The 14,003-nt window shown below is 71.9% G+C and carries 10 protein-coding genes; 4 read left to right on the plus strand and 6 right to left on the minus strand.

The genetic code is table 11. The features are described from left to right. Window positions 1–25: 25 nt before the first annotated feature. Entirely contained in the window at window positions 26–541 is a 516-nt protein-coding gene (locus C1M51_RS08580) for a DUF2271 domain-containing protein (RefSeq protein WP_129449077.1), read from the minus strand. Window positions 542–557: 16 nt separating this feature from the next. Beyond that, window positions 558–1,190, minus strand: a complete 633-nt coding sequence (locus C1M51_RS08585) for a PepSY-associated TM helix domain-containing protein (RefSeq protein WP_129449079.1) — start codon at window positions 1,188–1,190, stop codon at window positions 558–560. A 232-nt stretch (window positions 1,191–1,422) separates the two neighbouring features. Between C1M51_RS08585 and C1M51_RS08590 the strand changes: the two genes are divergently transcribed. After that, the gene (locus C1M51_RS08590; protein WP_129449080.1) at window positions 1,423–3,582 is read left to right on the plus strand and encodes a TonB-dependent siderophore receptor; all 2,160 of its coding nucleotides are present in this window, start codon (window positions 1,423–1,425) and stop codon (window positions 3,580–3,582) included. 77 nt (window positions 3,583–3,659) lie between these two features. Beyond that, the gene (locus C1M51_RS08595; RefSeq protein WP_129449082.1) at window positions 3,660–5,561 is read left to right on the plus strand and encodes an MFS transporter; all 1,902 of its coding nucleotides are present in this window, start codon (window positions 3,660–3,662) and stop codon (window positions 5,559–5,561) included. A gap of 10 nt (window positions 5,562–5,571) precedes the next feature. Here the strand turns inward: C1M51_RS08595 and tgt are convergent, their stop codons facing one another. Next, window positions 5,572–6,699, minus strand: a complete 1,128-nt coding sequence (gene tgt, locus C1M51_RS08600) for a tRNA guanosine(34) transglycosylase Tgt (RefSeq protein WP_129449083.1) — start codon at window positions 6,697–6,699, stop codon at window positions 5,572–5,574. Window positions 6,700–6,743: 44 nt separating this feature from the next. Here tgt and C1M51_RS08605 point away from each other — a divergent pair, with 44 nt between their 5' ends. Further along, a complete protein-coding gene (locus tag C1M51_RS08605) occupies window positions 6,744–7,451 on the plus strand; it encodes a potassium channel family protein (RefSeq protein ID WP_129449085.1) in 708 nt (235 codons plus the stop codon). A 16-nt stretch (window positions 7,452–7,467) separates the two neighbouring features. Here the strand turns inward: C1M51_RS08605 and C1M51_RS08610 are convergent, their stop codons facing one another. Together C1M51_RS08610 and queA are read right to left on the minus strand one after the other, a co-directional pair. Then, a complete protein-coding gene (locus C1M51_RS08610; RefSeq protein WP_049820844.1) occupies window positions 7,468–7,797 on the minus strand; it encodes a c-type cytochrome in 330 nt (109 codons plus the stop codon). Window positions 7,798–8,018: 221 nt separating this feature from the next. After that, window positions 8,019–9,086, minus strand: coding sequence for a tRNA preQ1(34) S-adenosylmethionine ribosyltransferase-isomerase QueA (gene queA / locus C1M51_RS08615; RefSeq protein WP_129449089.1), 1,068 nt, complete (start codon window positions 9,084–9,086; stop codon window positions 8,019–8,021). 49 nt (window positions 9,087–9,135) lie between these two features. Here queA and recG point away from each other — a divergent pair, with 49 nt between their 5' ends. Next, window positions 9,136–11,202: an ATP-dependent DNA helicase RecG gene (gene recG / locus C1M51_RS08620; RefSeq protein WP_129449091.1), complete on the plus strand. Its 2,067-nt coding sequence runs from the start codon at window positions 9,136–9,138 to the stop codon at window positions 11,200–11,202. A 3-nt stretch (window positions 11,203–11,205) separates the two neighbouring features. Here the strand turns inward: recG and C1M51_RS08625 are convergent, their stop codons facing one another. After that, complete coding sequence (locus C1M51_RS08625; protein ID WP_129449093.1) at window positions 11,206–13,959, minus strand: transporter substrate-binding domain-containing protein; 2,754 nt, start codon at window positions 13,957–13,959, stop codon at window positions 11,206–11,208. Window positions 13,960–14,003 lie beyond the last annotated feature (44 nt).

Below are 14,003 nucleotides of genomic sequence, written 5' to 3' on the forward strand. Positions count from 1 at the left end.
ACGGGGTGAGGGGGCCGGCGACGGTTCAGGGCTTGAGCTCGAGCGTGACTTCGCCGAGCTCGCTGCTGCCCTGGGCACTCAGCTGCTGCGCCTTGGCGGGCGGCCACTGGAAGGGGATGCTCAGCAGCTCGCGGCCACCGGACTCGCGCGCCGCCTCGACCACCAGCTTGTAGTCGCCGGCCGGCAGCTTGCCGAGCGGCTTGGCGCCGTCGCTGAAGCTGAGCTTGTGCTTGCCGACCGGGCGCGTGGCGCTGGTCAGGCCATCGGACGGCACCTGCAGTTCGCGGCCGCTGCGGCGCCACCACTGGCGCATGTCCTTCAGCCACTTCGCACCCTCGCCGTCCTTCTTGGCGGTGGCGTACCAGACCGCGAGGTTGGCGGCGACGCCCTGGTCGGCGCGCTCGACCCACATCGCGACATAGGGGCGGTGGTATTCGGCGACGGTCAGCCGGGGCACCTCGACACCGACCGCCAGGTCGGCCGCCAGGGCCGGGACACCGAGCGCCGCGGCGCTCAGCGCGATGGAGTAACGCACGTGCATGACAGGGCTTTCTTCTTCAGTGGATGAACAACAGGGCGAGCAGCAGTGGGATCACCAGTCCCAGGCCGACGATCGGCCAGGTGGTCGGCCGGTTGGCCGCGTGCAGCTTCAGGATGAACAGGCCGGTGAGGCAGAACACCAGGCAGGCGACCGCGAACACATCGATGAACCACGACCACGCCACGCCGGTGTGGCGCCCCTTGTGCAGGTCGTTGAGGTAGGAGATCCAGCCGCGGTCGGTGCGCTCGTATTCCGCCGCGCCGCTCTCGCGGTCGATGCGCAGCCAGGCGTCGCCGCCGGGGCGCGGCAGCGAGACGTAGAGCTCCTCGTCGGACCACTCGGCGTCCTGACCGCGCACGTCGACCGCCAGCTGCGCGTCGACCCAGTCGGCAACCTGCAGGGGCAGCGGCGCGCGCGGCGACGACGGCGCCGGGGCGTCCGGCGCCACCAGGGCCTTCAGCTCCGGCGGCAACTGCAGTTCGCGGGCGGTCACCGCCGGCCGGCTCTCGATCTGCGCGGCGTGGTTGAGCGTGATGCCGGTGACGCTGAACAGCAGCATGCCCAGCAGGCAGACCGCCGAGCTGATCCAGTGCCACTGATGCAGCGTCTTCAGCCAGTAGGCCCGCTGGGTGTTGTCGGTCTTGCGCATGCCTTCGCGTCTCTTCGCGCCCGGGCACGCAGCCTCGCGGACTGCAACGCGCCCTCCTCAAAAGTTGCGACCTAGTGTAAACTATTAAATGCGAATCACTATCAGTCGCGTCGCGTAAAGATCCTTGTCCGCCGGGAAGCCGACGGGGATCACGCGTCGCGGAGATGACCGAGGAGCCACCGCAAGCCCGTCGCCAGCGGTTCTGTGTTCGACACGACCAAAGGAACGACCGATGCTTGCCACCCACCGCGTGGGCGCCCTTGCCTGCGCCCTGCTGACCTGCGCACCGTGGGCCCTCGCCCAGCAGACCCCGCCCTCCGACGAGGCCGCCAGCACGCTGCCCGAAGTGAAGGCCACCTCCCAGGCCGAGACGGCGACCGGCCCGGTGCCGGGCTACACCGCCCGGCGCAGCGCCACGGCGACCAAGACCGACACGCCGCTCAACGAAGTGCCGCAGTCGATCTCGGTGATCGGCGCCGAGCAGGTGCGGGACCAGAACTCGCTGACGATCCAGGAGGTGCTGCGCTACACGCCCGGCGTGCGCGCCGAGATGTACGGCCTCGACAACCGCGGCGACTACTACGCGATGCGCGGCGGCAGCGAGGGCTCGACGCTGCTCGACGGCCTGCGCCTGCCGATCACCGGCTACTGGGGCAGCGTGCGCAACGAGCCCTATGCCTTCGAGCGCGTCGAGGTGCTGCGCGGTCCGGCCTCGCTGATGGCCGGCCAGAACGGGCCGGGCGGCGTGGTGAACCTGGTGTCGAAGCGGCCTTCCGCCGAGGCGCAGCGGGAAGTGCAGGTGCAGCTCGGCAACGACGACCACAAGCAGGTCGCAGCCGACCTGGGCGGCGCGCTGGTCGACGACGGCCGCCTCGCCTACCGCGTGATCGCCTTGCGCAAGGACAGCGGCAGCCAGGTCCGGTTCGCCGACCAGGAGCGCACGCTGTTCGCACCCTCGCTCCGCTGGCAGCCGCTGGCCGGCACCTCGCTGACGGTCTACGGCGAATACCAGAAGGACAGGAGCCTCAACCAGAACGGCTTCTTCCCGGTGGCTGGCACGCTCAACCGCGCGCCGAACGGCCGCCGCATCGACCCCGAGGTGTTCGTCGGCGAACCCGACTGGGACACCTACGGCGGCACGCGCAAGCGCTACGGCTGGGAACTCGAGCAGCAGCTGAACGCGCAGTGGACGCTGCGCCATCACCTGCGGCGCGACAACGTGACCGGCCATCTCGCCACCGCCTACGCCGACTGGAGCCAGTACGTCGGCGCGGACGGCCAGGTGGACACCGTCGATCCAACCAACAACACCTACCTGAACCGCTACGGCTACGTGGCCGACGACCGCTCGCGCATCAACAACGCCGACCTGCTGCTGCAGGGCAAGCTCGCGCTCGGCCGCACGACGCACACGCTGCTGACCGGCGTGGACTACATGTCGCACCGCATGCTGCACACCGACCGCGGCAGCTTCCTGATGACGCCGCTGGACCCCTTCGATCCGGTCTACGGCAGCTCCCCCCTGCCGGCGCTCGACCCCGCACAGAGCTTCGTCAGCGACTCGCGCGTGCGCAACGTCGGCCTGCTGCTCCAGGACCAGGTCAAGTTCGACGAGCGCTGGGTGCTCACCGCCGGCCTGCGCCACGACAAGGCGAAGACCGATGCCGCCAAGGACTCGGCCAATTCGAAGAACCTGGGCATCGTCTACCTGGCCGACGGCGGCTGGTCTCCGTATGCCGGCTACTCCGAATCCTTCCAGCCGGTGGCCGGCACGACCAGCCCGGCGCGCGGTGGCCGGCCGTTCGAGCCCTCGCGCGGCCGGCAGCTGGAAACCGGCGTCAAGTGGATGCCGGCCGATGCGCCGGTGAGCGCGTCGGCGGCGGTGTTCCGGCTGAAGGAAAGCAACCGGCTCGCCAACGACCCGGCCGACGTGAACTACTCGATCCAGGTCGGCGAGGCCACGGTCGATGGCCTCGAGCTCGACGCGACCGCGAACTTCGCCGCCTGGCAGTTGCTGGCCAACTATTCCTACACCCGCGCCCGACTCACTGGCGCGATCGACACGAACCGCGGCGAGCAACTCAGCAGCATCCCGAAGCACGCCGCCTCGCTGTGGGCGGTGCACCGCTTCGGCGCCATGGGCCTGCCCGGCCTGCGAGCCGGTGGCGGCGTGCGCTACGCCGGCGCGTCGTGGGATGGGTCCGGCAACAACCGCGTCCCGTCGGTCACGCTGCTGGACCTGCTGGTCAGCTACGACACCGGCCCGTGGGCGTTGTCGCTGAACGTCAACAACCTGGCCGACAAGACCTACATCGCCACCTGCCTGGAGCGCGGCGACTGCTGGTTCGGTACCCAGCGGCGCGCCGTGGTGTCGCTGGCCTATCGCTGGTAAGCCCAGCCCGGGCGGGGCGCCGGCGCACGGCCGCAGCCGTTAAGCTGCGGCACGCCACCGCCCGACACGGAGCCCGCTTGAGCGACGACCCTGCCTCCTCGCACCCGCCGAACCAGTTCGCGCTGCTGACCCAGCGGCGCTTCGCGCCCTTCTTCTGGACCCAGTTCCTCGGCGCCGGCAACGACAACCTGTTCAAGTTCGCGTTCACCGTGCTGGTCACCTACCAGCTGCAGGTGGCGTGGCTGCCGCCGGCGCTGGCCGGGCTGGCGATCGGCGCGCTGTTCATCCTGCCCTTCCTGCTGTTCTCGGCCACCTCGGGCCAGCTGGCCGACAAGTTCGACAAGACGCGCGTGATCCGCTTCGTGAAGACGCTGGAGATCGCGATCATGCTGCTCGCCGGCGTCGGCTTCTGGACCGCCCACGTGCCGCTGCTGCTGGCCTGCGTGTTCCTGATGGGTCTGCACTCCACGCTGTTCGGCCCGGTCAAGTTCTCCTACCTGCCGCAGCACCTGGGCGAGCGCGAACTGACCGGCGGCAACGGCATGGTCGAGATGGGTACCTTCGTCGCCATCCTGCTGGGCCAGGTGGCCGGCGGCCTGCTGGTGGCGGTGCCCGGGGTCGGCCCGCACTACGTGGCCTTCGCCTGCCTCGGCGTGGCACTGCTCGGCCGCGCCACCGCGCAGTGGGTGCCGGCCTCGCCGCCCACCGACCCAGCGCTGGTGATCAACTGGAACCCGGTCAGCGAGACTTGGCGCAACCTGAAGCTGGCGCACGGCAACCTGGTGGTGTTCCGTTCGCTGCTGGGCATCTCGTGGATGTGGTTCTTCGGCGCGGTGTTCCTGTCGATGTTCCCGGCCTTCGCGAAGGAAGTGCTGGGCGGCGACGAGCAGGTGGCCTCGCTGCTGCTGGTGGTGTTCTCGGTCGGCATCGGCATCGGCTCGCTGCTGTGCGAGGTGCTGAGCCGCCGCCACGTGGAGATCGGCCTGGTGCCGTTCGGGGCGATCGGCATGAGCGTGTTCGCGATCGATCTCTACTTCGCGACGCGCGGCCATGCGCCGGGCAGCGGCGTCGCCGGGCTGGCCGAGTTCCTGCGCCAGCCCGGGCACTGGCGCGTGATGGCCGACCTGGCGTTGCTCGCGCTGTTCGCCGGCCTGTACAGCGTGCCGATGTACGCGCTGATCCAGCTGCGCTCGCCGGCCTCGCACCGCGCCCGCATCATCGCGGCCAACAACATCCTCAACGCCCTGTTCATGATCGTCAGCGCCGTGATGGCCGGCGCGCTGCTGAAGGCCGGCCTGACGATCCCGCAGATCTTCCTGGTGACGGGGCTGCTGAACGCGGTGGTGGCCGCCTACATCTTCGGGCTGGTGCCGGAGTACCTGCTGCGCTTCATCGCGCTGATCGCGACGCGCCTGGTCTACCGCTTCCGCGTGCGGGGTGACGAGCACATTCCCACCGCCGGCGCTGCGGTGCTGGTGTGCAACCACGTGAGCTTCGTCGATCCGATCCTGCTGATGGCCGCGAGCCCGCGGCCGATCCGCTTCATCATGGACCACCGCATCTTCGCGACGCCGGTGCTGGGCTGGCTGTTCCGGCTGGCCAAGGCGATCCCGGTCGCCCCGCAGAAGGACGACCCGGTCACCTACGAGCGCGCCTTCGCCGAGGCCCGCCGGGTGCTGGACGACGGCGAGCTGCTGTGCATCTTTCCGGAAGGCGCGATCACCCGAGACGGGGCCCTGCAACCCTTCAAGGGCGGCGTGATGAAGATCCTGGAAACCCACCCGGTGCCGGTGGTCCCGCTGGCGCTGCACGACCTGTGGGGGTCGTTCTTCTCGCGTGCGAGCGGTGCCGCGATGACGCAGCCGTTCCGGCGCGGGCTGTGGAGCCGCGTGGGCCTGAGCGCCGCGGCGCCGCTGGCCGCCGTCGAGGTCACGCCGGAGCGCCTGCGCGAACGCGTGGCGGCGATGCTGGCGACCTGAGGCGCCGCCCTCAGACGCCCCGTGCGCGGTCCGCCCGGAACTGCGCGCGCCAGGCCTCGAAGCGCCCGGCGTCGAGCGCCTCGCGCACCTCGCGCATCAGGTTCAGGAAGTAATGCAGGTTGTGGATGCTGGTGAGCATCGGCCCGAGCATCTCGCCGCAGCGGTCGAGGTGGTGCAGGTAGGCGCGGCTGAAACCGTTGCAGGCGGTGCAGGTGCAGCTCTCGTCGATGGGCCGCTCGTCGGTCTTGTAGCGCGCGTTGCGCAGCCGCAGGTCGCCGTGGCGGGTGAACAGGTGGCCGTTGCGGGCGTTGCGCGTGGGCATCACGCAGTCGAACAGGTCGACGCCCTGGGTCACGCCTTCGACCAGGTCTTCCGGCGTGCCCACGCCCATCAGGTAGCGTGGCTTGTGCGCCGGCAGGCGGTGCGGCGTGTGCGCCATGATGCGCAGCATCTCGTCCTTCGGTTCGCCGACGCTGACGCCGCCGACCGCGTAGCCGGGGAAGTCCATCGCCACCAGCGCATCGAGCGATGCCTGGCGCAGCGGCTCGAACATGCCGCCCTGCACGATGCCGAACAGCGCGTTGGGGTTCTCGAGCCGCGCGAACTCGGTCTTGCAGCGCGCCGCCCAGCGCAGGCTCAGCTCCATCGACGCACGCGCTTCCTGCTCGGTCGTCAGGTGGCCCGCGGTCTCGTAGGGCGTGCACTCGTCGAACTGCATCACGATGTCCGAGTTCAGCACCGTCTGGATCTGCATGCTGGTCTCGGGCGTGAGGAAGAGCTTGTCGCCATTGACCGGCGAGGCGAACTTCACGCCCTCCTCGCTGATCTTGCGCATCGCGCCGAGCGACCAGACCTGGAAGCCGCCGCTGTCGGTGAGGATAGGCTTGTTCCAGTGCTCGAAGCGGTGCAGCCCGCCGAACTGGCGCAGCACGTCGAGCCCGGGCCGCAGCCACAGGTGGAAGGTGTTGCCGAGGATGATCTGCGCACCCATCGCCTCCAGCGAGGCCGGCATCACGCCCTTGACGGTGCCGTAGGTGCCGACCGGCATGAAGATCGGCGTCTCGACCACGCCGTGGTTGAGCGTGAGGCGGCCACGGCGCGCATGGCCTTCGGTGTGCAGCAGATCGAAGCGGAGCATGCCGGATTGTCGCAGCGGCCCGCGCGCCGGCTAAGCTCGCGCGCATGCTGCCGATCGTCCAACGCGTGTTCCGCCGCCTGACCCGCCAGGCCGTCACCGACCGCAGCCTCAGCGTGCTGACGCTGCTGCTGCTCGCCGAGGTGGTGCTGCTGCCGCCGCTGGTCGAGGTGGGCTGGCTCAACCGGCACCTGGCCGACGCCGGCTTCCTGGCGATGCTGGCGCTCGGCGTGTGGATGCTGTCCGACCACACGCTCGCGGGCCGCTGGTTCGTCGCCACCGCCTTCGGCAGCCTGGTGATCCGTGTCGCCAACCTGTGGCTGCCCGACAGCGAGCTGCGCGGCGCCGACGCGCTGTTCGCGATGGTCAACCTGGTGGTGCTGGGCTGGCTGACGCTGGCCTACACGCTGGCCGCCGGCCGCATCAACGTGCACCGTGTGCTGGGCGCGATCGCCGCCTTCCTGCTGATCGGCCTGGCGTTCGCCCAGGCGCACCGGCTGGTGGCGATCTACGCGGGTGACGGCGCCTACTTCATGTTCGGCCAGCCGGTGGACTATGCCGCACTGGTGGCGAGGCTCAACTACTTCTCCTTCGTCACGCTCACCTCGCTGGGCTACGGCGACATCACGCCGGTGCACGCCGCGGCGCGCTCGCTCTGCATCCTGCAGGTGCTGATCGGCGTGCTCTATCCGGTGGCGCTGCTGGGCTGGCTGGTGTCGCTGTTCGCGCACCAGAACCAGCAGCCGCCGCGCTGAGCCCGAGCGGCGATGCCTAGGGCCTGTTCGCGTCGCGGCTCAGGATCCACTGCACCAGCCGGCGCGCGTCGGGCTCGCTGATCGCGACGCGATTGGGCGGCATCGCCAGGCCGCTGACCTTGCCTTTCCAGTGGCTGTCGTAGGGGTTGGAGCCCGCCAGCACCGTGGCGGTGAGCTGCTTCTCGGCCCCGGACTGGCCCTTGTACTTGACCGCGACATCGCGCCATGCCGGACCGATCGGCGGCAGGCCGTCGGGGCCCTTCGCACCGGGCTCGACATGGTGGCAGGTCATGCAGCCGCTGCCGGTGGCCAGCTTCAGCATCGCGGCATCATCGGGAGCGGCCATCGCCTGCGTGGCAGCGAGCCACAGGGCGCAAAGGGCCGGAGAGAAAGAGCGAACGGCAACGGGCTTCACGGCAAGGGTCCTTCGTGGTGGGAATCGATCGGTCGTCGATGCCACCTTAGGGACTGGCACGCGCTGCGCCTTGCGCCACGTCAAGCCGTCGCGGAGTCACTCCACGATGGAGCGCCGTGGAGCAAACGATGCGGCGCGCACGCGACGCCTTGCTACCGCCGCTGCAACAGCATCGCGTCGCCGTAGCTGAAGAAGCGGTAGCGCTCGCGGATCGCATGCGTGTACAGCGCGCGGATGCGCTCGTGGCCGGCGAAGGCGCTGACCAGCATCATCAGCGTGCTGCGCGGCAGATGGAAGTTGGTCAGCAGGCGATCGACCACGCGGAACGTGAAGCCCGGGGTGATGAAGATGTCGGTCTCGCGCGCGCCGGCCTGCAGTTCGCCGCCGAGCGCGGCCGACTCCAGAGCCCGCAGCGTGGTGGTGCCGACCGCGACCACCCGCCCGCCCGCCGCGCGGGTGCGCGCGATCGCGTCGACGGTGGCCTCCGGCAGCTCGAACCACTCGCTGTGCATGCGGTGCTCGGACAGCTGCTCCACGCGCACCGGCTGGAAGGTGCCGGCACCGACGTGCAACGTGACGCTCGCACGCGCGACCCCCTGCGCCTCCAGCGCCGCCAGCACCTCGGCGTCGAAATGCAGGGCCGCCGTCGGCGCGGCCACGGCGCCGGGCGCACGCGCGAACACGGTCTGGTAGCGGCGCTCGTCGTCGGCATCGTCGCCGTGCTCGATGTAGGGCGGCAGCGGCACGTGGCCGTGGCGTTCGAGCAGCGCGAACGGGTCGCCGGGCAGGTGCAGGTGGAAGAGCGAGCCGTCGGGCCCGCAGCGCCCCAGCACCTCGGCGTCGAAGGCGGTGCTGCCGCCGTCGCGGCCGGCGAAGTGCACGCGGCTGCCGGGCCGCGGTGACTTGCTGGCGCGCAGGTGGGCCCACACCTCGTGCGTGCCGGGCAGCACGCGCTCGACCAGCGCCTCGACGCCGCCGCCGCTGGCCTTGCGGCCGAACAGCCGCGCCTTGATGACGCGCGTGTCGTTGAACACCAGCAGGTCGCCGGGCGACAGCAGCGACGGCAGTTCACGGAAGCGGCGGTCGAGCGGCGCGGCGCCGCGGCCGTCGAGCAGGCGCGAGCCGCTGCGCTCGGGCGCCGGATGCTGGGCGATCAGCTCCGGCGGCAACGCGAAATCGAAATCGGCAACGGTGAAGGGATGAGCGGGGGCGTCGGACATGGCGTGCAGGCTGGACCGGCCTGACGAGGGCAGAAGGCAGAATTGTTCCATGCCCCAGGCCTCGCGCTCCGCACCGCCCGCCGCCGCCGCTCCGGCGAAGTCGGGCCCGGCACGGGCGATGGAGAAGCTCGGCCTGGTGCGCGACATCGACCTCGCGCTGCACCTGCCGCTGCGCTACGAGGACGAGACGCGCGTCACGCCGATCGCCGCGGCGCACGAGGGCGAGACGGTGCAGGTCGAGGGCCGCGTGCGCGACTGCCGCGTCGAGCTGCGACCGCGCCGCCAGCTCATCGTGCGGCTGGCCGACGACAGCGGCGAGCTGCTGCTGCGCTTCCTGCACTTCTACCCCTCGCACCAGAAGACGCTGGCGGTGGGTGCGCGCCTGCGCGTCCGCGGCGAGCTGCGCGGCGGCTTCCTCGGCCGCGAGATGGTGCACCCCAGCTTCAAGGCGGTGGACGACGACACGCCGCTGGCCACCGCGCTGACGCCGGTCTACCCGGCCAGCGCGCAGCTGCCGCAGGCCTACCTGCGCAAGGCGGTGAGCTCGGCGCTGACGCGCGCGCCGCTCGATGAACTGCTGCCGCCCGGCAGCGTGCCGGCCGGCTTGCCGAGCCTGAAGCAGGCCCTGCTGTTCCTGCACCACCCGGCCCCCGAGGTGATGCTGGCGACGCTGGAGGACCACAGCCACCCGGCCTGGCAACGGCTGAAGTTCGACGAGCTGCTGGCCCAGCAGCTGTCGCAGCTGCAGGCACAGCGCGAGCGGGCCGCGCTGCGCGCGCCGCCGTTGCGGGCGGGCGCCGGCGGCCTGCATGAACGGCTGCTCGCGGCGCTGCCGTTCCGCCTGACCGGGGCCCAGCACCGCGTGGCCGAGGAGATCGCGCGCGACCTGGCCCGCCCGCACCCCACGCACCGGCTGCTGCAGGGCGACGTGGGCTCCGGCAAGACGGTGGTCGCGGCGCTGGCGGCCACCGTGGCGATCGACGCAGGCTGGCAGTGCGCGCTGATGGCCCCCACCGAGATCCTGGCCGAGCAGCACTTCCGCAAGCTGGTCGGCTGGCTCGAGCCGCTGGGCGTGCCGATCGCCTGGCTCACCGGCAGCCAGAAGGGCAAGGCGCGCACGCGCATGCTGGAGCGCGTGGCCAGCGGCGAGGCGCGGCTGGTGGTCGGCACGCACGCGGTGATCCAGGACCGCGTGGTGTTCGAGCGCCTCGGCCTGGCCGTCATCGACGAGCAGCACCGCTTCGGCGTCGCGCAGCGGCTGCAGCTCAAGCGCAAGCTCGAGGGCACGCCGCTGGAGCCGCACCTGCTGATGATGTCGGCCACGCCGATCCCGCGCACGCTGGCGATGACCTACTACGCCGACCTCGACGTGAGCACCCTCGACGAGCTGCCGCCGGGCCGCACGCCCATCGTCACCAAGGTCTTCGCCGACGGTCGCCGCGACAGCGTGATCGCGCGCATCCGCGACGAGGTGGCGAAGGGCCGGCAGGTCTACTGGGTGTGTCCGCTGATCGAGGAGAGCGAGACGCTGGACCTGCAGAACGCCACCGAGACCCACGCGCGGCTCGGCGCGGCGCTGCCAAGCGTGCAGGTCGGTCTGCTGCACGGCCGCATGCCGGCGGCCGAGAAGGCGGCGGTGATGGCGCGCTTCACCGGCGGCGAACTGGCCGTGCTGGTATCGACCACGGTGATCGAGGTCGGCGTCGACGTGCCCAACGCGAGCCTGATGGTGATCGAGCACGCCGAGCGCTTCGGGCTGTCGCAGCTGCACCAGCTGCGCGGGCGCGTCGGCCGCGGCAGCGTGGCCAGCGTGTGCGTGCTGCTGTACACGCCGCCGCTGTCGGACACCGGCAAGGCGCGCCTGCGTGCGATGGCCGAGACGAACGACGGCTTCGAGATCGCGCGCCGCGACCTCGACATCCGCGGCCCCGGCGAGTTCATGGGCGCCCGCCAGAGCGGCGCGGCGCTGCTGCGCTTCGCCGACCTGGCCGAGGACAGCGCGCTGCTGGCCCAGGCGCGACAGCTGGCGCCGCAGCTGCTGGAACACCACGCGCGAGCGGCCGACGCCCACGTGAACCGCTGGCTCGGCAGCAAGGCCGAGTACCTGAAGGCCTGACGGTCAGGGCCGCGTGTTCACGTGCGCCAGCAACTGGCGCACCAGCAGCGCCACGTCGCCGGTCTTCTGCAGCAGCGCCTCGGCCCCGGCCGCGCGCAGCGTGGCCACGCGCTCGGGGTCGACGTCGGCCGACATCGCGACGATCGCCGGCAGCCCCGCGCCCGCGCGGGCGCGCACGGCCGCGATCACGCCGTGCGCGTCGCCGTCGCCGAGGTTCAGGTCGGTCAGCACCACCTCGAAGGGCGGGCCCGGCGCCGCCAGCGCGGCCTGCGCTTCCGCCAGCGAACCCGCGACCCGCACCGTGTAGCCCTGGGTCTCGAGCGCGCGCTCCAGCAGCATCGCGTAGACGTCGGCATCCTCGACCAGCAGCAGCCGGCGCGGTGCGTCCTCGGCCAGGGGTGCGGGGCCGGTGGCCTCGGTCTCGACGTCGGCCGTCCAGCGCAGCAGCGCGGTGGTGCCGTGCCCCGGGGTGCTCTCGAGGTGCAGCGCACCGCCCATCAGCGCGGCGAGGTCGCGGCACAGCGACAGCCCGAGCCCGGTGCCGCTGCGCGCCGCCGTCTGGCCGCCGGCGGTGTAGTAGCGCTCGAACAGCCGCGCCTGGTCGGCCTCGGCGATGCCGGGGCCCTGGTCGCGCACGCGCAGTTCGATCACGCAGCGAGACGCTTCTTCGCCCGCCTGCGGCGTGCAGCGGGCTTCGATCAGGATCTCGCCGCGCTCGCTGTACTTGATCGCGTTGGCCACCAGGTTGCGCACGATCTGCTCGACGCGCAGCGCGTCGACGCGCAGCAGCGGATCGGGCATCGGCGCGGTGCAGGTCAGCGTGAGTTGCCTCGCCCGTGCGGCCGGCAGCATCTCCGTGCGCACGCCGCGCAGCAGCGGCCCGAGCTGCACGGGCTCCAGGTGCAGGCTGAGACGACCGGCATCGAGCCGGTTGCGGTCGAGCAGGTTGTTCAGCAGGTTCAGCGTCGAGCGCGCCGAGTCGCCCAGCGAACCGGCCACCGACGCCGAGCCCTCGCGTCCGCTGCGCAGCAGCTCGGCCCCGGCGATCACCGAATGCAGCGAGTTGCGCACCTCGTGGGCCAGGAAGGTCACGAAGCGCTCGCTCGCGCCGCGGGCCCGCTCGGCCTGGCGCTGCGCGCCGAGCGTGCGCTGCATCTCGTGCCGCAGTCCGCGGTGGTGCCACCACCACGCCGCGAGCAGCAGCGCGAGCGCCGCCGCGACCCAGGGCAGGTAGCGCAGCAGCAGCTCGCGCACGACGCGCGCCGGCGTCGGCCGCGTCAGCCAGCGGCGCTTGAGCTCGAGCAGGTCGTCGGCCACGGTCGCATCCAGCGCCCGCTGCAGCAGCGGCAGCAGCGCCGCGTGGCGGGACGACACCGCGATGCCGTGCTCCTGGCGCAAGCCGGCCGCCGTGCCGGTGATCTGCACGTCGCTGCGCGGCGATTCGGCCAGCAGCACCGCCGCGGTGATCACGTCGGCCAGCGCCGCGTCGGCGCCGCCGCTCGCGACGCGCTCGACGCAGTTCGGCAGCGGATCGCAAGCCACCAGCTCGATGCCCGGGTAGCGCGCGGCGATCAGCGGTCGCGCGAAATGCGCGGGTGGCAGCGCCAGGCGCCGGCCGACGAGCTGGTCCAGGCCCCAGGCGCTGCCGCCGGGACGGCCCAGCAGCACCATCGGGTGCTCGATGTAGGGGCCGATGACGTGCACCGCGTCGGCCGGCGTCGCCACCGCCGACAGGCCGAGCGCGAGGTCGACCTCGCCGCGCTGCAGCGCCGCCAGCGCGTCGGCGGCGCCGCTCGCGCGCCAGGTGCCGGACACGAGCCCGAGGCGTCCGAGCACCGCGCGCAGCACGTCGACCGACAGGCCCTGCGGCCGGCCATCGGCGTCGAGCACCGCGAACGGCAGCCGCCCGTCCACCACGGCGACATTCAGCGGCCGCTGCGCCGCGAGCAGCGCACGCTCGGGGTCGTCCAGGCGCAGCGGCTCGGCGCGCCGCGCGAAATGCGGTTCCGCACGCCATCGGCCGATGATGAACTCGCGCGTCTCGGCACCCATGCCCGCCAACGCCGCCGAGAGCGAGTCGAGCCGCGCCGCGCCGGCCTTCGGTGCCACGAAATGCAGCGCGCCGCTCGGCAACGCCAGCGTGCGCACCAGCCGCAAGCCGGCGAGGCGCTCGCGCTCGATGGTGCCGATGAGCACCGGCTGCGCCTCGATCATCACGTCGGCACGCCCCTGCTGCACGGCCCGCAGGCCGTCGGCGATGCTGGCCACCGGCACCCGCTGCGCCAGCGGGAACAGCTCGCGCGCATTGGCCTCGGCGGCGTAGCCGGCCACGGTGGCCAGACGCCGGCCGTTCAGGTCGGCCGCGAGCGAGCCCGACGGATCGCTCGCGCGGGTGACGACCGCCTGCTCGATCAGCGCATAGGGCACCGAGAACGCCAGCGCCGGCTCGCGCGCGGCGTTGCGGGCCATCGACGACGCGAGGTCCAGCCGGCCGGCGCGCAGATCGCGCTCGAGCGCCACGAAGTCGGTGTAGCGCACCGGCTCCACCTGCACCCCGAGCGCGGGCGCCAGGCGGCGCAAAATTTCCAGATCGGCGCCCCCGGCCTCGCTGCCCTCGGGCCAGATCTGGAACGGCGGGAAATCCGCCAGCATCCCGTAGCGCAGCGGCGATGGCGACGCGGCGCTGCAGGCGAGCGCACACAGGCCGAGCACGAACCCGGCCAGCCATCGCAGCGCCCGCGGCAAGCCGCTACGCATCTTCGTCCCGCAGCGTCAAAGGCCACCCTCCCTGGGTCGCTCCC

The organism is Methylibium sp. Pch-M (genome assembly GCF_004136295.1).
Lineage (GTDB): Bacteria > Pseudomonadota > Gammaproteobacteria > Burkholderiales > Burkholderiaceae_C > Methylibium > Methylibium petroleiphilum.

Excerpts from the sequence above, each read along its gene's own strand:
- C1M51_RS08580 (WP_129449077.1), bottom strand. The coding sequence starts at position 541 with ATGCACGTGCGTTACTCCATCGCGCTGAGCGCCGCGGCGCTCGGTGTC.
- C1M51_RS08585 (WP_129449079.1), bottom strand. The coding sequence starts at position 1,190 with ATGCGCAAGACCGACAACACCCAGCGGGCCTACTGGCTGAAGACGCTG.
- C1M51_RS08590 (WP_129449080.1), top strand. The coding sequence starts at position 1,423 with ATGCTTGCCACCCACCGCGTGGGCGCCCTTGCCTGCGCCCTGCTGACC.
- tgt (WP_129449083.1), bottom strand. The coding sequence starts at position 6,699 with ATGCTCCGCTTCGATCTGCTGCACACCGAAGGCCATGCGCGCCGTGGC.
- C1M51_RS08605 (WP_129449085.1), top strand. The coding sequence starts at position 6,744 with ATGCTGCCGATCGTCCAACGCGTGTTCCGCCGCCTGACCCGCCAGGCC.
- C1M51_RS08610 (WP_049820844.1), bottom strand. The coding sequence starts at position 7,797 with ATGGCCGCTCCCGATGATGCCGCGATGCTGAAGCTGGCCACCGGCAGC.
- queA (WP_129449089.1), bottom strand. The coding sequence starts at position 9,086 with ATGTCCGACGCCCCCGCTCATCCCTTCACCGTTGCCGATTTCGATTTC.
- recG (WP_129449091.1), top strand. The coding sequence starts at position 9,136 with ATGCCCCAGGCCTCGCGCTCCGCACCGCCCGCCGCCGCCGCTCCGGCG.
- C1M51_RS08625 (WP_129449093.1), bottom strand. The coding sequence starts at position 13,959 with ATGCGTAGCGGCTTGCCGCGGGCGCTGCGATGGCTGGCCGGGTTCGTG.